Source organism: Brachybacterium tyrofermentans (genome assembly GCF_039526165.1).
GTDB lineage: Bacteria > Actinomycetota > Actinomycetes > Actinomycetales > Dermabacteraceae > Brachybacterium > Brachybacterium tyrofermentans.
The window spans coordinates 32,709-52,704 of sequence record NZ_BAAAIR010000033.1; the positions used below are offsets into that span (position 1 = coordinate 32,709).

Annotated in this window: 19 protein-coding genes; 4 read left to right on the plus strand and 15 right to left on the minus strand. The window is 71.3% G+C overall.

From position 1 onward, the window contains the following. Positions 1 to 183 precede the first annotated feature (183 nt). The 5 genes from ABD093_RS06970 to ABD093_RS06990 are packed head-to-tail and all read right to left on the minus strand — an operon-like array spanning position 184 to position 3,485. Complete coding sequence (locus ABD093_RS06970) at positions 184 to 342, minus strand: hypothetical protein (RefSeq protein ID WP_193117967.1); 159 nt, start codon at positions 340 to 342, stop codon at positions 184 to 186. After that, positions 339 to 1,073, minus strand: a complete 735-nt coding sequence (hisH, locus tag ABD093_RS06975) for an imidazole glycerol phosphate synthase subunit HisH (RefSeq protein ID WP_193118004.1) — start codon at positions 1,071 to 1,073, stop codon at positions 339 to 341. Before hisH ends, ABD093_RS06970 begins: the two co-directional genes overlap by 4 nt. Positions 1,074 to 1,099: 26 nt before the next feature. After that, entirely contained in the window at positions 1,100 to 1,726 is a 627-nt protein-coding gene (locus ABD093_RS06980; protein ID WP_193117966.1) for a hypothetical protein, read from the minus strand. Then, positions 1,723 to 2,346 carry an imidazoleglycerol-phosphate dehydratase HisB gene (gene hisB / locus ABD093_RS06985; protein ID WP_193117965.1) on the minus strand — a complete coding sequence of 208 codons (624 nt, stop codon included), beginning with the start codon at positions 2,344 to 2,346 and terminating at the stop codon, positions 1,723 to 1,725. Before hisB ends, ABD093_RS06980 begins: the two co-directional genes overlap by 4 nt. Continuing rightward, entirely contained in the window at positions 2,343 to 3,485 is a 1,143-nt protein-coding gene (locus ABD093_RS06990) for a histidinol-phosphate transaminase (RefSeq protein WP_377802483.1), read from the minus strand. Before ABD093_RS06990 ends, hisB begins: the two co-directional genes overlap by 4 nt. A 244-nt stretch (positions 3,486 to 3,729) precedes the next feature. Between ABD093_RS06990 and ABD093_RS06995 the strand changes: the two genes are divergently transcribed. Then, complete coding sequence (locus ABD093_RS06995; protein ID WP_193117963.1) at positions 3,730 to 4,266, plus strand: DUF3054 domain-containing protein; 537 nt, start codon at positions 3,730 to 3,732, stop codon at positions 4,264 to 4,266. Between the two features lie 168 nt (positions 4,267 to 4,434). On the opposite strand, the gene ABD093_RS07000 is transcribed toward ABD093_RS06995, so the two are convergent. The 8 genes from ABD093_RS07000 to ABD093_RS07035 form a co-directional block, all read right to left on the minus strand. Beyond that, positions 4,435 to 6,312, minus strand: a complete 1,878-nt coding sequence (locus ABD093_RS07000; RefSeq protein WP_319021601.1) for a glycoside hydrolase family 3 protein — start codon at positions 6,310 to 6,312, stop codon at positions 4,435 to 4,437. Then, entirely contained in the window at positions 6,299 to 7,900 is a 1,602-nt protein-coding gene (locus ABD093_RS07005) for a glucoamylase family protein (RefSeq protein ID WP_343923362.1), read from the minus strand. Before ABD093_RS07005 ends, ABD093_RS07000 begins: the two co-directional genes overlap by 14 nt. A gap of 176 nt (positions 7,901 to 8,076) precedes the next feature. Beyond that, the gene (locus ABD093_RS07010) at positions 8,077 to 8,895 is read right to left on the minus strand and encodes a carbohydrate ABC transporter permease (protein ID WP_193117962.1); all 819 of its coding nucleotides are present in this window, start codon (positions 8,893 to 8,895) and stop codon (positions 8,077 to 8,079) included. Beyond that, complete coding sequence (locus tag ABD093_RS07015; RefSeq protein WP_343923364.1) at positions 8,895 to 9,884, minus strand: carbohydrate ABC transporter permease; 990 nt, start codon at positions 9,882 to 9,884, stop codon at positions 8,895 to 8,897. Before ABD093_RS07015 ends, ABD093_RS07010 begins: the two co-directional genes overlap by 1 nt. A 1-nt stretch (position 9,885) precedes the next feature. Then, the gene (locus ABD093_RS07020) at positions 9,886 to 11,178 is read right to left on the minus strand and encodes a sugar ABC transporter substrate-binding protein (protein WP_343923366.1); all 1,293 of its coding nucleotides are present in this window, start codon (positions 11,176 to 11,178) and stop codon (positions 9,886 to 9,888) included. Between the two features lie 68 nt (positions 11,179 to 11,246). Then, a complete protein-coding gene (locus ABD093_RS07025; RefSeq protein WP_193117960.1) occupies positions 11,247 to 12,335 on the minus strand; it encodes a LacI family DNA-binding transcriptional regulator in 1,089 nt (362 codons plus the stop codon). Positions 12,336 to 12,610: 275 nt separating this feature from the next. Next, the gene (hisD, locus tag ABD093_RS07030; RefSeq protein WP_343923368.1) at positions 12,611 to 13,948 is read right to left on the minus strand and encodes a histidinol dehydrogenase; all 1,338 of its coding nucleotides are present in this window, start codon (positions 13,946 to 13,948) and stop codon (positions 12,611 to 12,613) included. 4 nt (positions 13,949 to 13,952) lie between these two features. Next, positions 13,953 to 14,189, minus strand: coding sequence for a hypothetical protein (locus ABD093_RS07035; RefSeq protein ID WP_193117958.1), 237 nt, complete (start codon positions 14,187 to 14,189; stop codon positions 13,953 to 13,955). Between the two features lie 131 nt (positions 14,190 to 14,320). Here ABD093_RS07035 and zupT point away from each other — a divergent pair, with 131 nt between their 5' ends. From zupT to ABD093_RS07050, 3 genes are all read left to right on the plus strand, one after another. Then, entirely contained in the window at positions 14,321 to 15,151 is an 831-nt protein-coding gene (gene zupT, locus ABD093_RS07040) for a zinc transporter ZupT (RefSeq protein ID WP_343923370.1), read from the plus strand. Between the two features lie 149 nt (positions 15,152 to 15,300). Next, on the plus strand, positions 15,301 to 17,529 hold the full coding sequence (locus ABD093_RS07045; protein WP_343923372.1) for an NADP-dependent isocitrate dehydrogenase: 2,229 nt from the start codon (positions 15,301 to 15,303) through the stop codon (positions 17,527 to 17,529). Positions 17,530 to 17,829: 300 nt separating this feature from the next. Beyond that, on the plus strand, positions 17,830 to 18,618 hold the full coding sequence (locus ABD093_RS07050) for an alpha/beta fold hydrolase (protein WP_343923374.1): 789 nt from the start codon (positions 17,830 to 17,832) through the stop codon (positions 18,616 to 18,618). Between the two features lie 73 nt (positions 18,619 to 18,691). Here ABD093_RS07050 and ABD093_RS07055 read toward each other — a convergent pair whose 3' ends face one another. Together ABD093_RS07055 and ABD093_RS07060 are read right to left on the minus strand one after the other, a co-directional pair. Then, positions 18,692 to 19,507, minus strand: coding sequence for a sulfite exporter TauE/SafE family protein (locus tag ABD093_RS07055; protein WP_343923376.1), 816 nt, complete (start codon positions 19,505 to 19,507; stop codon positions 18,692 to 18,694). A 60-nt stretch (positions 19,508 to 19,567) separates the two neighbouring features. After that, on the minus strand, positions 19,568 to 19,948 hold the full coding sequence (locus ABD093_RS07060; protein WP_343923378.1) for a DUF488 domain-containing protein: 381 nt from the start codon (positions 19,946 to 19,948) through the stop codon (positions 19,568 to 19,570). Positions 19,949 to 19,996: the final 48 nt, after the last annotated feature.

Genomic DNA, 19,996 nt, shown 5'->3' on the forward strand with positions numbered 1-19,996 from the left:
GTCTCGGGGTCGTCGCCCTGCAGGGGCTCGAGATCACTGGTGGGGACTGCAGAGAATGCACGGACTGCACGGGATGCAGGAAGTGCGGGGATTGCAAGGAGTACGGAGAATGCTCGGGAACCGAGGAACTCAGGGAGGGGCGAATGGGCGGGAACGGACGGAGCCGGCGACAGGTCGTGCCGGTCAGCCGGTCCGCAGCCGCCAGAACGAGATGCCGATGAAGACCAGGCCCAGCACGAGCAGTCCCAGGGTGGCCCACCATGGCTTCTTGGAGCGGTAGAAGGACCAGGCTCCGCCGAGCGTCATGCCGCCGGCGAAGAGCAGGATGAAGGCGTAGATCACGGTGACGCCTCCTGCTGGGCACCTGCTGCGGCGCCCTCAGCCCCGGGTCGGCGGCGCGGCAGCGTGCCGAGCCAGTTCGCCAGGAGCTTGGCCCCGGCGTCCCCGGACTTCTCGGGGTGGAACTGGGTCGCCGTGAGCGCGTCGTTCTCGACGGCCGCGACGAAGCGGTCCCCGTCGTGCTCGGCCCAGGTGACCTTCGGGGCGGCGAGCGAGCCGATCTGCTCCATGGTCCATTCGCGCGCGGCGTAGGAGTGCACGAAGTAGAAGCGCTCGGACTCGACGCCCCGGAACAGCTGGGTGCCGTCGGCGGCCTCCACGGTGTTCCACCCCATGTGGGGCACCACGGATGCCTGGAGGCCGGTGATCTCGCCCGGCCACTGCGCGAGCCCCGCGCTACGCTGGCCGTGCTCGGTACCGGCGTCGAACATGATCTGCAGGCCCACGCAGATGCCGAGGACGGGCAGGCCGCCGGCCAGCCGTCGTTCGATGATGCGGTCCCCGCCCACAGCGAGCACCTGCTCGATGGTGGCGGCGAAGGCGCCGACGCCGGGCACGACGAGACCGTCGGCCGCGAGCGCGAGATCGCGATCGGCGGTGAGCTCGACGGCGGCGCCGGCTGCCTCGAGGGCGCGCACCACGGAGCGGACATTGCCCGAGCCGTGATCCAGGACCACGACGCGCGGGGTGGCGGCGGCGTCGCCGGCACCCGGCTCGGCAGAGGGTTCGGCGATGCTCTCGGGGAGGGGATCGGCCTCGGTCACTTGCGCTTCCCCTTACCGGCGATCCAGGCCAGGGCCTCGGCCCGGGTGACCGTCGAGGGGTCGATGCCCTCTTCCAGCTCGTCCACTGCCGTCGTCCCGAGGAGCAGCTCCTCCACGACGTCGTCCACCGCGCCGAGCACGATCGCGGGCGAGATGTCCTCGCCGCGCTCCCCGCCCTTGTACCGGGTGGCGGTCATGCGGTCGCCCCGGCGCCAGAACAGCACGATGCCGTTGCGCTGCAGCGCGGTCGAGGCGATCGCCGCGAGATCATGGGCGGCGGTCTCCTCGAGCTCCCCCACGGCGATCGCGCCGGTGCGGGTCTCCAGGGTGCGGCTGCCGGTGGGGATGTCGATCCCGTCGGTGCGCGCCTCCCGGCCCAGCCGGATCGCGCCGGCGAGTGCCTGGCTGGTCGCGACGGAGGTGGCGACCACGGCGATCGTGGGTTCCTTCTCCTCGGCAGGGGTCTCGGACAGGACGTCCTCGACGGTCAGCGGGGTCTCATCGAGGGAGTCGAGGGAGAGACCCTCGGTGAGCCGGGCGAACTCGGCATCGATGTCGTCGGAGCCGTGGCCGGAGCCGTCGGACGGATCCTGATCCGGGTCACGCGGGTCGGCGGTGCTCACAGGGCTCCCTTCGTGGAGGGCACGTCCAGGACGCGCTCGTCGTAGGCGCAGGCCGCGCGCAGCGCGCGGGCGAGCGCCTTGAACTGGGCCTCGACGATGTGGTGCGGGTCGCGGCCCTCGATCAGGCGGATGTGCAGGCAGATCGCGGCGTGGTGGGCGATCGACTCGAACACGTGGCGGGTCAGCGACCCGGTGAAGTGGCCGCCGATGAGGTGCGTGGCCTGGGCCTCGCTCTCGCCGGAGTGCACGCAGTAAGGGCGGCCGGAGAGGTCCACGACGGCCTGGGCGAGGGACTCGTCCAGCGGGACCAGGGCGTCGCCGAAGCGGGCGATGCCCTTCTTGTCGCCGAGGGCCTCGCGCAGCGCCTGACCGAGCACGATCGAGGTGTCCTCGACGGTGTGGTGCGCATCGATGTGGGTGTCGCCGGTCGCGCGCACCGTGAGGTCGAAGCGGGCGTGGGTGCCCAGGGCCGTGAGCATGTGGTCGAAGAACGGCACGGAGGTCGACACCTCGACCTGGCCGGTGCCGTCGACGTCGAGGGTGACCTCGACGGAGGACTCGCGGGTGGAACGGGTGATGCTCGCCGTGCGCGACGGGCGCGCGCTGGTGGTGTCGGTCATCGGGGGTCGGCCTCCTCGAGGGCGGTGCGGAATGCGGTGTTGTTCTCGGGCGTGCCGATGGACACGCGCAGCCAGCCGGCGGGGCCGACGGCTCGGACGAGGACGCTGCGGTCGAGGAGCGCCTCGAACACCGCGTCGCGATCGGAGAAGGTGCGGAACAGGATGAAGTTCGCGTCGGACGGGGCCACGTCGTGGCCGCGGGCCACCAGGTGCTCGGCGAGGGCGTCGCGCTCGCTGCGCAGCAGGGCCACCTTGCCCAGCAGCTCCTCGCGGTGGGCGAGGGCGGCACGGGCGACGGCCTGGGTGACGGCCGACAGATGGTACGGAAGGCGCACGACGCGCACGGCGTCGACGATCGCCGGATGGGCGACCAGGTAGCCGAGCCGTGCTCCCGCCAGGGCGAAGGCCTTGGACATGGTGCGGGTGACCACGATGTTGGGGTGGCGGTCCAGGAGGGTGAGGGCGCTGGGCACCCCGTCGCGGCGGAACTCGCCATAGGCCTCGTCGACCACGAGCAGTCCCCGGCTCGGTGCCAGCGCCGCGGCGGCCGCCTCGACCACGTCGAGGGTGAGCGCCGTGCCGGTGGGGTTGTTCGGGCTGGTCAGCACCACGATGTTCGGTTCGTGTGCGGCGATCGCGGCGGTGACCGCCTCCGCGGTGAGCGCGAACTCGGGCTCCGGGCCCCGCTCCGCGGTGACCCACCGCGTGTAGGTGTCGCGGGCGTACTCGGGGTACATCGAGTAGTGCGGGGTGAAGCCGAGCGCGGTGCGGCCGGGGCCGCCGAACGCCAGCAGCAGCTGGTGCATGATCTCGTTCGAGCCGTTGGCCGCCCAGACCGACTCGAGCGGCGGCGCGGCGATGCCGGACTCCGCCGCGAGATACTCGCCGAGGTCGGTGCGCAGGTCCAGGGCCTCACGGTCCGGGTACCGGTTCAGGCCGACGGCGGCGTCCGCCGCGGCTCGGCCGATGGACGCCGCGAGCTCGGGCGAGGGCCCATAGGGGTTCTCGTTCACGTTGAGCGCATGCTCGACCTCGAGCTGCGGGGCGCCGTAGGGGGCGGCACCCGCGATGCCGTCGCGCGGCTGCGGCAGCGCGTCGGTGGCCAGGGTCGGAGCAGAGTTCTCGGGCATGGGGCCCATCGTAGTTCGGCCGCGGCGCCGACGACCCGGCCGCCCACCGTGCAGACGGCCATCCAGAGCGGCCCGGTGCTCCCCGACAGGCACGTCGACCGTCGCGAGCAGGCAGGCCAGCAGGTCGGGAGCACGTCGACCGGAGGGGCGCGGCGACCGCCTCCAGGGAGGACGAGGTGGCGCCGTTCACAGAGACCCCTGCAGGGGCCGCCGGCTGAGAGGACGGCGGCCTGTCCGCCAGTACGCTGAGAGGATGTTCCGTTCTCTGGGTGCCCTGATCGGCGACCTGCTGGTCGTCATCCTCTTCGTCGCCATCGGTTTCCTGCAGCACGGGACGCCGCTGACCTCGCAGAACCTGTTCCTGGTGGGCTGGCCGTTCGCCGTGGGCGTGCTGCTGGGCCATCTCGCGATCCGCGCCTGGCGCGCGCCTTTCCGCGTGTGGCCGCACGGGGTGTTCGTGTGGGCGATCACGATCGCCGCCGCGATGGCGATCCGCACCCTCTTCTCGGCCGGCACCGAGGTGGCCTTCATCCTCACCACGGCGATCTTCACCGGCGTGCTGATGCTCGGCTGGCGCGCGGTGGCGATGTACCTCACCCGCGGGGTGCGCAGGGTGCCCCTCGCCGGAGCCGGGGGCGAGGCCGGCAACGAGTCCGCTGCCACAGCCGGAGCCGAGGCCGGAGTGGGCAACGGGACCGCGGCCGCGACCCGAGCTGGAGTCGCGACCACCGGCAACGACGACGACAACGACGGCACCGACGACACAGCCGCCGGGCCCGCGCGGCGCTGAACGCCCACGCAGCGAGCTCCACCCTGCACTACGTGTCGGTGAGGAGGCTCTCACCGACACGTGGTGCAGGCTCGACGACCAGACGGAGCGACCACCAGGCGGATCGGTGACCGGCCGGATCGACGACCAGCACGGCCGGCGACCGGGCGGCCCGGCGGCCCGACCGCATCACCGCCTGCTGCTGATCACCTGGTCGATGTCGAGGCCGTGCCCGTAGGGGTACAGCGGCTCCGCCGTGCCGCCGGGGACATCCTCGTGAGCCTCCCGCACCGCCTTCATCGACCGCGGCAGCTCGATCGGGAGTCGACCCCGGGCCGGGACCACGCCCGTGATCGCGTCCGCCCAGGCGGCGGCGGAGACCCCGAAGCTGCCGGTGAGTGCGTCGCACTCCCCCGCGATGTCGGTGAGCACGGCGGCCCGGTCGAGGTCCACGTCGAGGATCAGCGGGCACGCGGCGCGGAGACGGGCGAGACGGTGGGCGAGCCCGGGCGGGAACTCCAGGTCGCCCTGGTGGAACCACGATTCCAGGAAGAGGTCGTCGCGGGGCTGGAACGGGGCGCCGATCCGCAGCAGCGCGACGTCGGCCTCCGCCGGGGTGGCGACCTGCTCCCCCAGCTGGGCGATGACGTCGGCAGGCAGCCCTTCGGCATAGATGCGGGTGCTGCCGCGCACGGTGTGCAGCGGCAGCACGTGACCGTCGTCGTGCAGGACCACGACGCTGCCGGCCTGCGCCTCATGGCCCTGGCGGCGGCTCTCCTCGCTGCCCACCAGGGCGTCGGCCGCGGACTCGTCGACATAGGGGTCGTCGAACAGCCCGAGCCGGAACTTCACCCGCAGCAGCCGACGGGCCGAGTCGGTCACCCGTTCCTCCTCGACCAGGTCATCGCGCACCAGGCCCAGGAGCAGCTCGGTGCACTCCTCGCCGCCGAGCTGATCGGCCCCTGCCTCGAGGATCCGCTGGAGGCGCTGGGCGGGGATGAGCTCCTCGACGCCCCAGGCGCGCGCCGGGAGCACCTGGTCGCCGACGTGGTTGTCGTTCACCAGCTCCCAGTCGCTGACGATGACGCCGTCGAAGCCGAGCTCGTTTCGCAGCAGGCCGGTGAGCACCTGCTCGTTGAAGCCGAAGCCGACGGACTCGATCTCGTGCCCGTCGATCTGGAGGCCGACGGGCCGGCCGTAGTAGGGCATGATCGCGTCGGCCCCCGCGGCGATGGCTTCGCGGAAGGGCAGCAGGTGGTCCTCGAAGCGACCCCCGGGGTAGACCTGGTCGCGGCCGTAGGGGAAGTGCGCATCCTCGCCGTCCTTCTGCGGACCGGCGCCGGGGAAGTGCTTGACCGTGGACTGCACCGGAATCTCGCCCTCAGCCCCGCGCAGACCGTCGAGCGCCGCGGTGACGAGGCGGGCCACGAGCTGCGGGTCCTGGCTGAAGCACTCGCGCTGACGGGCCCAGCGCGGTTCGGTGGCGAGATCGGCGACGGGGTGCAGCGCGGCCCGGATCCCGACTGCGGTGTACTCGCGGCGCACGGTGCCCGCCCAGGTGCGCACCAGCTCCGGATCGCCGAGAGCGCCGAGCCCGAGCGGCTCGGGCCACAGGGAGAAGAACGACGTCACCCAGGAGGTGCCCGCGTTCTGGGCACCGCCGTGGCGGGGGTCGGTGGAGATCGTGACGGGGATGCCGTGGGGAGTCTGCTCGGCGAGCTCCTGGAGCCGGTTGTGCCAGCGGGCCGCGGCCCGGGCATCGTCCAGTCCGTGCACGTTGAAGTGACTCATGCGCTTGTCCAGCACGACCGTGGAGGTGGGCGACTTGGAGATCGCGCCCGGGGTCTCCAGGAGAGTGCCGTCCTGGCCGGTCTCGATGACCGTGTGGAACATGAGCCCCACCTTCTCCTCGAGGGAGAGGCGGGCCAGCAGGTCCTCGGTGCGCTCCTCCGGGCTGAGGCGAGGGTCCTCGAAGGGGTCCATCACCCCGTTGCGGTTCAGGTCGCGGAAGCGGGTTCCGTCGGGCGCGGAGGAGAGGTGGGGAAGGGTGCGGTCAGCCGTGGGCACGGAAGGTCTCCTGCTCGAGGACGGGACGGAGGCGGGCGGCGACCTCGTCGGTGCCGAACCAGCGGTGCAGCTGCTCCTCGAGCAGCACGTTGCCGAGGGCGCCGAGCACCATCGACTGGTCCAGGGAGAGGTGGCGCCGGGCGATGACTCCCGAGCCGACGGCGACGGCGTCGTGGAAGCCGCCGGGTCCGTAGGCGCCGAGCTCGGTCTCGATCCGGGAGAGGTTCTCGATCGCCTCGGCGCGCTCGTACTGCATCGCGAGCGCCGCGGCGTGCGGGGTGACGACGCCGTCGAGCCCCTGCGGGTAGGGCTCTCCCTGATGCCAGTCGGTGGCCGCGGCGTCGGAGAAGTAGCCCTCGGGGTTCAGTCCCAGGGCATCGACGCCGTACTCGCGGTACTGGCCGTGCGGGTCGGAGCTCGGGGAGAAGCCCCAGTAGCCGTAGCCGGCCTCCTCGAGTCCGTGCTCGCGCTGGGCGCGCACATGGAGCGGATGGTTCCTGCCCCAGCTGTCCGGGCCCCAGGCGGCCTCGGGCACGAACAGGTCCGGCATCAGCTCCTCGAACATGGAGCCGCCCCAGCCGGGGACGATCTCCAGGCCGCGGTAGGTGTGGGCTCCCTCGAACACGGCGACCCCCTCGTGCTCGGCCCAGTCGCCCACCGGCGGCATCTCGGCCCAGTCCCACTGGGGCGGGAAGGTGCGGAAGGTCGTGAAGTAGGCGGCGGCCGGGATCTGCTCGGTCATGATCCCGAGGTAGGTGACCATGCGGGCCTCGGAGACGGCCGTGTCGTAGTGATGCTCCGTGTGGTACCAGACCTCTGCCCCGGGGATGTCCTGGAACAGGGGAAGCAGCTCGACGCCGTCCCGGTGCGGGTCCTCGACCCAGAAGCCGCCGATGGTCTGGCCGGGCTGGACGTCGACGTCGCGGTCGAAGAACACGTCCCAGCGCATCGCGTCGAACAGGCGCTTCGCCCGACGGCGGTTGGAGGGATCGGCCTGGGCGACCACGTGCAGGGCGGCGCCGAGCCAGCCCATGTCGACGCTGGAGACGAAGGGGACCACGGGGTCGCCGGTGCCGGGCCAGCTGCGCAGCACGGAGCCGTCGGTCTCGTCGTACCAGTTGTAGTACATGCCCGAGGGCTCGTGATGCTCCATCGTCTCGAGCGAGTCCAGGGTGCGGGAGATCCGGTTGCGGGCCTCCCCCGGCGTGATCAGGCGCAGCTCTCGGGCCAGGAGCGTGGACCAGAGATAGCCGCCGATGTTGGTGGGCGACGTGTGGCGCGAATGCCCCGTCAGGTCCGCGTCGATGTTGTCGGAGACGAGTCCGGTGCTGCGCACGGTCATCGCGTCCAGGGAACGCCAGGTGTCCTTCGCCCAGCGTCGCAGCAGGCGCTCGTCGCGCCCTCCCCCGGCGGTGCCGACGAGGGCCGGGAGACCGGCCGACGACAGCCCGGCCCCCGAGAGCGTCGGGGCGGGAGCCGCCGGAGCGGGTGCGGCCAGGGCGGGACCTGCCGCGGCGACGGCCCCGAGTGCGGCGCCGGCTCCGAGCAGCGGGACGGTGAGCAGGGTGCGGCGAGGGATGGAGTTCACGATGCCTCCTCGAGGCGATGGGTACGACGTCGGACCGGTCTCGTGCGGGGTGGTGCTGGGTCATGCGGGGCAGTGCCCGATGGAGATGGGTGGTGGCGGGTTCTCGTGACGGGTGGTTGCGGCAGGTGGCGGTGACGGGCGGCGCCGATCAGCGGACGCGGGTCAGCGGGCGCCGATCATTTGATGCCGGAGGTGGCGATGCCCTGGATGAAGTAGCGCTGGAAGAAGAGGAAGACGAGGAGGATCGGCAGGACCACGAGCGTGGCGCCGGCCAGGAGCAGCCCGTAATCCGTCTGGTTCTGTCCGGTCGAGATCAGGGCGAGCGCGACGGGCAGGGTGTAGGTCGACTCGCTCGAGGAGACGACGAGCGGCCACAGGAAGTTGTTCCAGGAGCCGAGGAAGGTGAGGATGCCGAGGGTCGCGAAGGCGGGGCCCGCGAGCGGCAGGTAGATCCGGAAGAAGATCGCGACCTCGCCGACGCCGTCGATACGGCCGGCCTCGAGCAGCTCCCGGGGCAGTCCCAGGAAGAACTGGCGCATCAGGAAGACGCTGAACGGCTGCACCAGGAACGGCAGGATGAGCGCGGGGATGGTGTTGGCCAGCCCCATGTTCACCACCAGCACGTACTGCGGGATGAAGGTGACCAGTCCGGGGATCATCAGGCACACCAGGACCAGCACGAACAGCACCCGCTTGAAGGGGAAGGTGAGGTGCGCGAGCGCGTAGCCGAACATCGAGCTGAAGATCAGGTTCCCCAGCGTCACCGCGATCGCCACCACGGTCGAATTGCGGAAGTAGTGGCCGAAGGGCCGATCGAAGAGACGGCGGAAGTTGTCCCAGGTGGGTTCCTCGGGCAGCCAGGTGGGCGGGACGCGCAGGAGCTCTCCCTGGGTCTTCACGCTGCCGAGGATCATCCACACGAAGGGCGTGATGACCAGCAGCAGGAAGGCAGTGAGGATGACATAGGTCAGGACGGGACTGCGACGTTCGATCATCACTTCTCCCTCATCAGGCGGAACTGCGCGAGGGTGACGATGCCGATCACGATGAACGTCAGGTACGCCATCGCCCCGGCCATGCCGTAGTTGCCGAATCCGAACTGGTTGTAGGTGTACATGGAGGCGGAGATCGTGGAGTTCAACGGACCGCCGCCCGTCATGACGAAGGGCTCCTCGAAGAACTGCAGGTAGCCGATCGACGTGGTGACCAGCACGAACAGCAGCGTCGGCCGAATGGACGGGATGGTGATGTTCCGGAACCTCTGCCAGGCGTTCGCCCCGTCGAGCGCGGCTGCCTCGTGCAGCCCGCGGTCCACGGCCTGCAGGCCGGCCAGGAAGATCACCATCGAGGTGCCGAAGTTGCGCCAGACCGCCATCACGATGAGCGACAGCAGGGCGGTGCGCTCATCACCCAGCCAGTTGGGCCCGTCGATCCCCACCCAGCCCAGGACGGTGTTCACCAAGCCGTTCTCGGGCTGCAGCAGGAACCTCCAGACCACGGCGACGGCCACGATGGAGGTGACCACGGGGGTGTAGAAGCCCATCCGGAACAGTCCGCGCAGCTTCAGCGCGCCCCGGTTCAGGGCGATCGCGGCGCTGAGCCCCGCGATGATCGTCAGCGGCACCCCGACCAGCACGAACACTCCGGTGTTCAGGGCTGCCCGCCGGAAGACGGGGTCGTGGAAGGCAGCGATGTAGTTGTCCAGACCCACGAAGTCCACCGCGAACGGCGACCGGATGTCGGTGATGCGCATGTCCGTGAAGGACATGAACATCGACTGCAGCACGGGCCAGGCGATGAAGATCCCGAAGAGCACCACGAAGGGCAGGGAGAGCAGCAGCCCGGCGCGGGCCTCCGCGGCGGCGCGGTGGCCGCGGCGGCGCCCGGGCCGGGAGGCACTGCCCCTGCCCCTGTGGCTCCCTCTGCTCCCACTGGGCGACGGCGGCGGGAGAGCCGCGGCCGAGGAGGCGGACTGCGTGGTCATCTCAGGCGCCGGTCCCGATGCCCTGCGCCTCGGACTGCGTGGCCTCGAGGGCGTCGGCCGGGGCGAGGTCCTGCTTGCAGACCTGCTCGATCTGGGCGTCGAACTTCGCGGCGACCTGCTCCCAGGTGGCGATCGTGGGAGGGGCGAGGGCGGTCTCGAGCTGGGTGTGGAAGGCCTCGAACTTCTCGTTGGAGGAGACCTTCTCGTCCTCCCACGCCGACTGCAGCGCGGGCATGTCGGTGACCTGCTCGAACCACTGGATCTGGACCTCCGGGCGGGAGAGGTACTCCACCAGCTTCCAGGCGGAGTCGCGGTTCTTCGACCCCTGGAGGACGCCGATGTTGGCGCCGCCCAGGAAGCTCGAGCTGGTCTCCTTCACAGGCATCACGAACACGCCGTACTTGTCGGCGAAGCCGTCCCCGCCCACGCCCTCGACAGCGGCCATCATCCAGGGCCCGGAGATGAACATCGGGACCGCACCGGAGACGAAGTCCTGCTCGGTGGTGCCCTCGGCAGGAGCCGGGTCGGCGATCCCGTCGGTGAAGTAGGACTGGTAGTAGGCCAGCGCCTCCTCGTTCTGCGGGGTCTCGAAGGTGAACTCGTCCCCGGCCTCGGAGACGACGTCGCCGCCGTTGGACCAGCACAGCGGGAGCACGGTCTGCCAGGAGCCGTCCCCGCCGGGCTGCAGGGCGATGCCCCACTTCCCGTCGGGCTGGCCCTGGAGCGCCTTCGCCATGGCGGCCAGGCCCTCCCAGTCGGTCGGCGGCTCGGAGATCCCGGCGGCCTCGGCGATGTCCTTGCGGTAGTAGACCAGGCGGGTCTCGACGTACCACGGGACGCCGTAGGCGGTGTCGCCGACGGTGACACCCTCGACGGCGCCGGGGAAGAAGTCGTCCAGGGCGATGGACTCCGGGGTGGGCTCCAGAGCATCCAGGCTCACGAACTCCGCCATCCAGGTCGAGCCGACCTGGGCGACGTCCGGGGCGGTGCCGGCGGCGATCGCCGAGGTGAACTTGTCATGGGCCGAGTCCCAGGGCAGCGGGGTGACCTCGAGCGTGACGTCGGGGTTCTCCTCCTCGAAGCCCGTGAGCAGCTCGGGGAGGGCCTCGCCCTCGGCGCCCATGGCCCAGATCGTGAGGGAGCCGGTGGCGGGTCCCTCGGCGACCGGGGCGGCGGGGTCTGCAGCACCGCCGCCGTCCTCCTCGGGGCGGCCGCAGGCGGCGAGGGCGGACAGGGCGCCGGCAGCGCCCAATCCGCCGAGGGTGCGGCGGGAGATGCGGGGAATGCTGGTCATGATGACTCCTTCGTCCATGAGGCGGTCGGGGGATCTGTGCGGTTCTGGTCGGATCGTGAGCGGGCGCGCTACGCCAGGGCCGGGACCGGGTCGGGGGCGCAGCCGCAGGACTGCCGGAGCACGACGTTGGAGTCGACCGTGACCGGCGACTGCGACGTGTCCCCGTCGATGAGGGCCGCGAGTCGCTGTGCGGCGAGGGCCCCGAGCTCTGCGACGTCCTGCCGGACGGTGGTCAGGCCGGGGGTCAGGTAGCGGGCGGTGACGGTGTCGTCCCATCCGGTGACGGCGAGGCGACCGGGGACGTCCACGCCTGCCGCGGTGAGGCGGGAGATGATCGCCATCGCGAGCTCGTCGTTGCCGCAGACGAGTGCGTCGAGACCGGCGATCCCGGTCGCATCGTCCGCTCCGGCCGCACCGGCGTCCGCGTCGTTCCGCTCGCGCTCGACGGCCAGCAGCATCTCGGCGATCTCGAGTCCGGAGGCCTCGACCGGGTCCTTCTCGAACCGCTCTGCGGGCGCGAGGCCGGCTTCCTCGAGGGCTTCGAGGTAGCCGACGTGGCGCTGCCCGATGTCGGACCCCTCCTCGAGGCGCCCGACGAAGCCGATGCGGCGTCGGCCGTGCTCGATGAGGTGCTCGGTGAGCTGACGGGCCGCCGCGCGGTTCTCGGCGTAGAAGGCGTCGACGCCCTCGACCTGGCCGCGGGCGACGCTCACGGTGGGTCGCACATCGGCGACCTGCCGCACGGTGTCGTCCTGCGCGCCGCTGCGGGCCATGAAGGCGACGCCATCGACGCGGCCCAGGAGGTCGAGCACGGAGAGATGCCGCGGCTCCTGCGGGTTCAGGAGCGCCAGCACCACGGACAGCCCGAGCTCGGAGGCCGCGACCTCGAACCCGACCAGGAGCTCCGCGTAATACGGGCCGTCGATGTGCGGGAGCACGACGCCGAGCGCCTTGCTGCGCCGGACGGCGAGCGCCCGGGCCGCAGCGGCCGGGACGTACCGCAGGACGCGGGCCGCCTCGAGGACGGCATCCAGCGTGCGGGGTGCCACCTTGGAGGGGTCCGAGAACGCGCGGCTGACCGTCGCGATCGAGACGCCCGCGCGCTCAGCGACCTGGTAGATCGTAGGTACGGGCGAGGATGCGCCGTTGGCCATCATCCGGTCTCCTCCAGCTCATCCAGCTCGTCATCGATTCCTGCTCAGCAGCGCTGCGCGCACTCCCGGACCTGCCGTCCGTCGGAGCCGGAAGCCCCCATCAGAGCTGGAAGCGCTTACAGCGTGACACGGACTGTATGCGCTTACATCGGTGTGCGCAAGAGGCGCAGGCACGTTCCTGGATCACGGCACGGCCGACGAGTCGACGGGTCTACGGCCAAGGGCCGAGGCCGACAGGCCGACGGGCGACCCCGCCCGTCGGCCCGCGCCCGCGCAGGTCAGTCCGCGAAGCGGATGTCGATCGCCGCACCGTGCGCCGGGAGCCCCTCGGCGTCGGCCAACGTGGTGGCCGCCGCACGGGCACCGGCCAGCGCCTCCCGGTCGTAGTGCACGACGTGGATGCCGCGCAGGAAGGTCTGCACGCCGAGGCCGCCGTTGAACCGGGAGCTGCCGCCGGTGGGCAGCACGTGATTGGAGCCGGCGGCGTAGTCGCCGAGGCTCACCGGGCTGTGGGAGCCGACGAAGACGGCGCCCGCGTTGGTGACCCGGGCGGCGACCGCGGCGGCGTCGGCCGTCTGGATCTCGAGGTGCTCCGCACCGTAGGCATCGACCACCGACAGGCCCTGGTCCATCCCGTCGACCATCACCACGCCGCTCTGCTCTCCGCGCAGCGCCTCCTCGATGAGCTCGCGGTGCCGGGCGAGGGGCACCTGACGGGCGAGCTCCGTCTCGACACCCGCGACGAGCTGCTCGTCGTCGGTGACCAGGATGCTCGCGGCGAGCGGGTCATGCTCGGCCTGCGAGATGAGATCAGCGGCGACGAAGGCGGGGTCGGCGGTGGCGTCGGCGAGGATCGCGATCTCGGTGGGGCCGGCCTCGGCATCGATGCCGACGGTCCCGCGGACCAGGCGCTTCGCGGCGACGACGTAGACGTTGCCGGGACCGGTGACGAGATCGACCGGGTCGAGGTGCTTCCCGTCACCGAGGTCGTCGGCGCCGTGCGCGAGCAGCGCGATGGCCTGGGCACCGCCGGCGGCGATCACCTCGGTCACCCCGAGCAGCGCGCAGGCGGCGAGGATCGTGGGGTGCGGCAGCCCGCCGAACTCCTTCTGCGGCGGCGAGGCGAGCACGATCTGCTCGACGCCGGCGACCTGCGCGGGCACCACGTTCATCACCACGGAGCTGGGCAGCACCGCACGCCCGCCGGGCACGTACAGGCCCACCCGACGCACCGGCACCCAGCGCTGCGAGACCGTGCCGCCGGGGACGACCTCGACGCTCTCCTCCCGGCGGCTCTGGGCGGAGTCCACGCGGCGCACCCGCGCCGCCGACTCCCCCAGAGCGGCTCGAATCTCCGGATCGAGCTCGTCCAGCGCCCGCTGCAGCTCGGCCTGCGGCACCCGCAGATGCTCCGGGCGCACTCCGTCGAAGCGCTCCGAGGCATCGAGCACGGCGGCCGCGCCTCGCGCGGCGACGTCGTCGACCACGGGACGCACAGCGGCGGTCGCGGCCTCGACGTCGAGCTCGGCGCGCGGCAGGGCCGCCGTGAGCTCGGCGGTGCTGAGGATGCGCGAGCGCAGGTCGGTCACGGCGAGGAACGGGGCAGGATCAGGCATGGGGTCAGTCTAGGAGCTGGCCGAGCAGACGGACCTCGTCCGCCGTGGAGTGGTCCTTCCAGGTGATGCCCCCGGGCCACTCCCCCGTCTCCTCGTCGGCGGAGGTCACCCGCCGCCCGGTCACGAGCAGGATCCATCCTCGGGAGCGCAGATGCCGGACGGCTTCGCGGTTCCAGGACACCCTGGCGCGGCGGTAGCGCTCCTCCCAGTCCATCTCGCCCCCTGTCGTCGCTCGGGTCACCGTACTGTCCGTCCGCCTCGCACTGTCCGTCGGCTCCGTCTCGCACAGTTCATCGGCTCTGTCTCGCCCGGTTCGTCGGCTCCGCCGCGCCGGAGCCGACGACGAGGCCCTGGGCGGCTAGTGTCGTCCTCGTGCTCGCCGCCTTCCTCCTCACCCTCGTCGCCGGTGGTGCCACCAGCATCGGCGCCGCACTCGGAGTGCTCGGTCGGGGCACGAACCCGAAGATGCTGGCAGGCGGCCTCGGCCTCTCGGCGGGCGTGATGCTGTACGTGTCCTTCGTGGAGCTGCTCCCCGAGGGCGCCCATGTGCTCTCCGGCGGCGGCGCGATCACAGCCCGCGGCACGGCGATCGCCACCCTCTCCTTCTTCGTGGGGATCGCGCTGATCGCGGTGCTGGACCGTCTGGTGCCCGAAGCGGTCAGCCCCCATGAGTTCTCCGGGAGGATGACCGGCTCACACGGCGACCCCGAGGTGCGCGAGCCCGATGAGCAGGCGGCGGATCGGGCGCTGCGCGCACGGCTCCTGCGCACCGGCACGGTGACCGCCGCGGCCCTCGCCTTCCACAACGTCCCCGAGGGCTTCGCGACCTTCGTGGCCGCACTGCAGGCACCGGAGATCGCGATCCCTGTGGTCGCGGCGATCGCCCTGCACAACATCCCGGAGGGGCTCGCGGTGGCGGTCCCGGTGCGCCGCGCGACCGGCTCGCGATCCAAGGCGTTCTGGCTCGCCTCGATGACGGGGCTGGCGGAGCCCGTGGGCGCCGTGCTCGGGTATCTGCTGCTCGCCCCGCTGCTCTCCGGCGACGCGATGGGCGCGATCCTCGCGGGCGTGGCCGGGGTGATGGTGTTCGTCTCGCTCGATGAGCTGCTGCCTGCGGCCGAGGAGACCGGCGAGCACCACACGGTCATCTACTCCCTGATCGCGGGCATGGCGATCATGGCGCTCACCCTGCTGATCCTCTGAGCCGACGAGGAGCTGACGAGGAGGCGACGGGGAGGGACTCGTCACGTACCGTGGGGGCATCCGGATCAACACTCCAGGCTCGTGCCTGACGTCGATTAGTCTTGACGTCAAGACAAATGCCGCACCGACCCGAGGGAGCCCCGCGACACATGGCGCGCATCATCTACACCCACACCGACGAGGCACCGATGCTGGCGACCGCATCATTCCTGCCGATCCTCGACGCCTTCTCCGACACCGCCGGGATCGACGTCACCACCCGTGACATCTCCCTGGCCGGCCGCATCGTCGCGACCTTCTCCGATCTCCTGCCCGAAGAGCAGCGCGAGGCCGACGCCCTCGCCGAGCTGGGCGAGCTGGCGAAGTCCCCCGAGGCCAACATCATCAAGCTCCCCAACATCTCCGCCTCGGTGCCGCAGCTGAAGGCCGCCATCGCCGAGCTGCAGGGCCAGGGCATCGCCCTGCCGGACTACCCGGAGTCCCCCGAGACCGACGCGGAGAAGGACGTCCGTGCCCGCTACGACTCGATCAAGGGTTCGGCCGTGAACCCCGTCCTGCGCGAGGGCAACTCGGACCGTCGGGCGCCTGCCGCGGTGAAGAACTTCGCCAAGGCGCACCCGCACCGCATGGGCGAGTGGTCCGCGGACTCCAAGACCTCCGTCGCCACGATGGAGGCGGACGACTTCCGCGCCAACGAGCAGTCCGTGGTCCTCGAGGCCGAGGACACCCTGTCGATCGTGCATGTCGCCACCGATGGCACCGAGACCGTGCTCAAGGCGTCCCTGCCGGTGCTCGCGGGCGAGGTCGTGGACTCCACGGTCATGCGCGCCGCTGCGCTGGATGCCTTCCTGCGCGAGCAGATCGCCGCCGCCAAGGAGCAGGGCGTCCTGTTCTCCCTGCACCTCAAGGCCACCATGATGAAGGTGTCCGACCCGATCCTGTTCGGCCACGCGGTGCGCGCCTTCCTGCCCACCGTGTTCACCCAGTTCGGCGAGCAGCTCGAGCAGGCCGGCCTGTCCCCGAACAACGGCCTGGGCGGCATCCTCGCCGGGGTCGACGCGCTGGACGCCGAGCAGCGCGACGGGATCCGCGCCGCGATCGACACGGACCTGGCCGCAGGCCCGGACCTCGCGATGGTGAACTCCCACAAGGGCATCACCAACCTCCACGTCCCCTCCGACGTCATCATCGACGCCTCCATGCCCGCGATGATCCGCACCTCGGGCCACATGTGGAACGCGGATGACGCCGAGCAGGACACCCTCGCGGTGATCCCCGACTCCTCCTACGCCGGCGTGTACTCCGCGACGGTGGAGGACTGCCAGAAGAACGGCGCCTTCGATCCGACCACGATGGGCACCGTCCCGAACGTCGGCCTCATGGCGCAGAAGGCCGAGGAGTACGGCTCCCACGACAAGACCTTCGAGATCGCGGCCGACGGCCGGGTCGAGGTGCGCGACGCCTCCGGCACGGCGCTCATGACCCAGGAGGTCGCCGCAGGCGACATCTTCCGCGCCTGCCAGGCCAAGGACGCCCCGATCCGCGACTGGGTGCAGCTGGCCGTGCGTCGCTCGCGCGAGTCCGGCATGCCCGCGGTGTTCTGGCTCGACGACTCCCGCGCCCACGACCGCAACGTCGCCGCGAAGGTCGAGGCGTACCTCGCCGAGGAGGACACCGACGGTCTGGACATCCAGATCCTCGCCCCCATCGAGGCCACCAAGCACACGCTGGAGCGCGTGCGCCGCGGCGAGGACACCATCTCGGTGACCGGCAACGTGCTGCGTGACTACCTCACCGACCTGTTCCCGATCATGGAGCTGGGCACCAGCGCCAAGATGCTCTCGGTGGTCCCGCTGATGAACGGCGGCGGCCTGTTCGAGACCGGTGCCGGCGGCAGCGCCCCCAAGCACGTGCAGCAGCTCGTCGAGGAGGACTACCTGCGCTGGGACTCCCTCGGCGAGTTCCTGGCCCTGGCCGAGTCGCTGCGTCACCTCGCCCGCACCGCGAGCAACGAGCGCGCCCGCGTGCTCGCCGACGCCCTGGACCGCGCCACCGAGACGCTGCTGACCGAGGGCAAGTCCCCGCAGCGCAAGCTCGGCAGCATCGACAACCGCGGCAGCCACTTCTACCTCGCGATGTACTGGGCGCAGGAGCTGGCCCAGCAGAGCGAGGACACCGAGCTCGCCACCGCCTTTGGCCCGATCGCGAAGGAGCTCACCGACGGTGAGCAGACCATCGCCGACGAGCTGCTCGCGGTGCAGGGCAAGCCGGCGGACATCGGCGGCTACTACCGCCCCGATCTCGAGAAGATCTCGGCCGTGATGCGTCCGTCCGCGACGTTCAACCGCATCCTCGAGGAGATCTCCGCAGCGCTGTGAGCCCGCGATGAGGACGGCCGGAGGGCCGCTCCTCGTGCGACCGACGCCCTGGACAGCTGCACGGACGGGCCGCTGGTGATCCGAGCTGGCGATATCGCCAGCTGACATCACCGGCGGCCCGTCCGCTCCCTCCGGCGGGCGGAGCTGCCCTCCGCCCGCCGCGGAGCAGAGCCGACGACCGCACGCCGCGCAGCAGGGTCGGCATCCGTATCCTGCCGATCAGGGTCGGCATCCGTATCCTGCCTGGCGGCTCCCGTTCCGGGTGCTGCTCCCCGGGCGACCGACCGAAAGGACCAGGCCGTGCCCGTCATCCCCTCCCCCGTGGACGGCATCGACCTGCGCTACGACGTCACGGGCTCCGGGCCCGCCCTGGTGCTGCTGCACGGCTCCGTGCTCTCGCGCGCGATCTGGCGGGGGCTGGGGTATCTCGAGCCGCTCGCGGCTGAGCACACCGTGATCAGGGTGGACCTGCGCGGGCATGGCCGGTCGGGCACCCCGCACGATCCCGCCGCCTACACGCAGGATGTGTTCGTCGCCGATCTGCTCGCGGTGCTCGATGCCGAGGGCATCGGCCGGGCCGCGCTGATGGGCTACTCGCTGGGGGCCCGGATCGCGCTGACCGCGGCGCTCGAGCATCCTGCGCGGGTGACGCGCCTGGTCAGCCTGGGAGGTTCCGCTGCTGAGCAGCAGGGCCAGATCGACTCGGTCTTCTTCCCGGAGGTCATCGATGCGATCCGGGAGGGCGGGATGGAGGCGTTCTGCGACGGCCAGGGCCTCGGCCCCGGCATCACCGGACGCCGCGACCGCGCCACGCGCACCGCGTTCCTGGCCGCCGATCCGCTCGCCGTCGCCGCTCTGCTCACGGCGACCGACGCCACCGCCGGAATTCCCGACCACGTGCTCGCGGACTGCACGGTCCCGGCGCTGTGGATGGCGGGCACCGAGGATCATCCGCGGTACGAGGACTCCGTGCGGGCCGCATCGTTGATGCCGGACGCGGAGTTCGTCCCGCTGCCCGGGCGCACCCATGGCGCCACCCTGTTCCCCTCGGACGACGTGCTCGACCAGGTCCTGCCGTTCCTGCGCTGACGCTGCGGGCGGCCCGCCCTGCGAGACCTGCTCCTGCTCCTGCTCCTGCTCCTGCTCCTGCTCCTGCTCCTGCTCAGACGAACTGGCGCACGAGGGCGATCAGCGCGACGACGACGATGATGCCGCGCAGCAGCCACTCGGGCATCAGCTTGGCGAGATGTGCGCCGAAGTAGCCGCCGATCAGGGCGCCCACGGCGATCGCGGCGGTCGCGAGCCACACGATCTCCACCCCGAACACGAAGTGCGCGATGACGTAGACGGTTGCGGCGCAGAGGTTCACGACCAGGCTCAGCAGATTCTTCACGCTGTTCACCGAGCCCATCGTGCGACCGGTGAACGTGCCCAGGATCCCGAGGTAGAGGATGCCCTGCGCGGCGGTGAAGTAGCCGCCGTAGATCGAGGCGGCACCCATCGAGCCCAGGAGCGCCGGCGAGCGCAGCGGGCTGCGCTCCGCGGTGTCGGAGGCCGGTGAGAGCTGCCCCTGGGCGGCTTTGCGTCGGTCGGAACGGGCGCGCAGCGCCGTGGTGATCCGCTTCTGGAACACGACCATCGCCAGGGCGACCACGATGAGCACGGGCACCACGACGTCGAGCGCCGAGGCCGGGGAGACCAGCAGCAGGAGCGAGCCGAGGACCGCTCCGCCGGCGGCGGTGAGGACCAGCGGCGGGAGGTCGTGCTTCTCCGCGTCGATCTCCTTGCGGTAGCCGACGACGGAGCCGATCGTCGAGAAGAGCATGCCCACGGTGTTCGTGCGCACGGCGACGCCCGGGGGGATGCCGAGGGCCATCAGCACGGGAAGGGTGAGCAGCGAGCCTGAGCCGACGGCCGCATTGATCGCGCCGGCGAGGGTGCCCATCACGAGCAGGACGATGAGCGAGAGCGGTTCCACGATCGACGACCCTACTGCCCGGAGGGGCGGAGCGGGCGGATGTCCGCGCCGGAGCCGTGCTCAGCGCACGAGGTCCTGCAGCGCGTCCTGCAGCACCTGGGCGTGGTTGTGCTCGGTGTCCTTCGCGGAGAACAGGAGCACGATCCGGTGCGCTCCGGCGTCCCGTGCCCGGTCCAGGAGCGCCTGGGGGGCGTCGCTGTCGTCGAGCTCATGGCGGTACCGGCCCGAGAACTCCTGGAAGTCCAGGTCGTCGTCGTGGAAGGACGTCCGGAGATCGGAGCTGGGGGCTACGTCCTTGTCCCAGTCGTCGTGGGCGAGCCGCTCCTTCGTGATGCCGCGCGGCCACAGCCGGTCCACCAGCACGCGGTACTCGTCGGCGCCGGAGCCGTCATCGTCCAGCACGTCGTGGACGCGGTCGGTGGTGATCTCGATGCTGCTCATGATCTGTCCTTCCGATGGGTTTCGTCCCGGGTACGGGACAGGGCCCGA

What these genes read in the sequence shown, in the direction of transcription:
- hisB (WP_193117965.1), bottom strand. Translation starts at nt 2,346, where the DNA reads ATGACCGACACCACCAGCGCGCGCCCGTCGCGCACGGCGAGCATCACC.
- ABD093_RS06990 (WP_377802483.1), bottom strand. Translation starts at nt 3,485, where the DNA reads ATGGGCCCCATGCCCGAGAACTCTGCTCCGACCCTGGCCACCGACGCG.
- ABD093_RS06995 (WP_193117963.1), top strand. Translation starts at nt 3,730, where the DNA reads ATGTTCCGTTCTCTGGGTGCCCTGATCGGCGACCTGCTGGTCGTCATC.
- ABD093_RS07010 (WP_193117962.1), bottom strand. Translation starts at nt 8,895, where the DNA reads ATGATCGAACGTCGCAGTCCCGTCCTGACCTATGTCATCCTCACTGCC.
- ABD093_RS07015 (WP_343923364.1), bottom strand. Translation starts at nt 9,884, where the DNA reads ATGACCACGCAGTCCGCCTCCTCGGCCGCGGCTCTCCCGCCGCCGTCG.
- ABD093_RS07020 (WP_343923366.1), bottom strand. Translation starts at nt 11,178, where the DNA reads ATGACCAGCATTCCCCGCATCTCCCGCCGCACCCTCGGCGGATTGGGC.
- ABD093_RS07025 (WP_193117960.1), bottom strand. Translation starts at nt 12,335, where the DNA reads ATGATGGCCAACGGCGCATCCTCGCCCGTACCTACGATCTACCAGGTC.
- hisD (WP_343923368.1), bottom strand. Translation starts at nt 13,948, where the DNA reads ATGCCTGATCCTGCCCCGTTCCTCGCCGTGACCGACCTGCGCTCGCGC.
- ABD093_RS07045 (WP_343923372.1), top strand. Translation starts at nt 15,301, where the DNA reads ATGGCGCGCATCATCTACACCCACACCGACGAGGCACCGATGCTGGCG.
- ABD093_RS07060 (WP_343923378.1), bottom strand. Translation starts at nt 19,948, where the DNA reads ATGAGCAGCATCGAGATCACCACCGACCGCGTCCACGACGTGCTGGAC.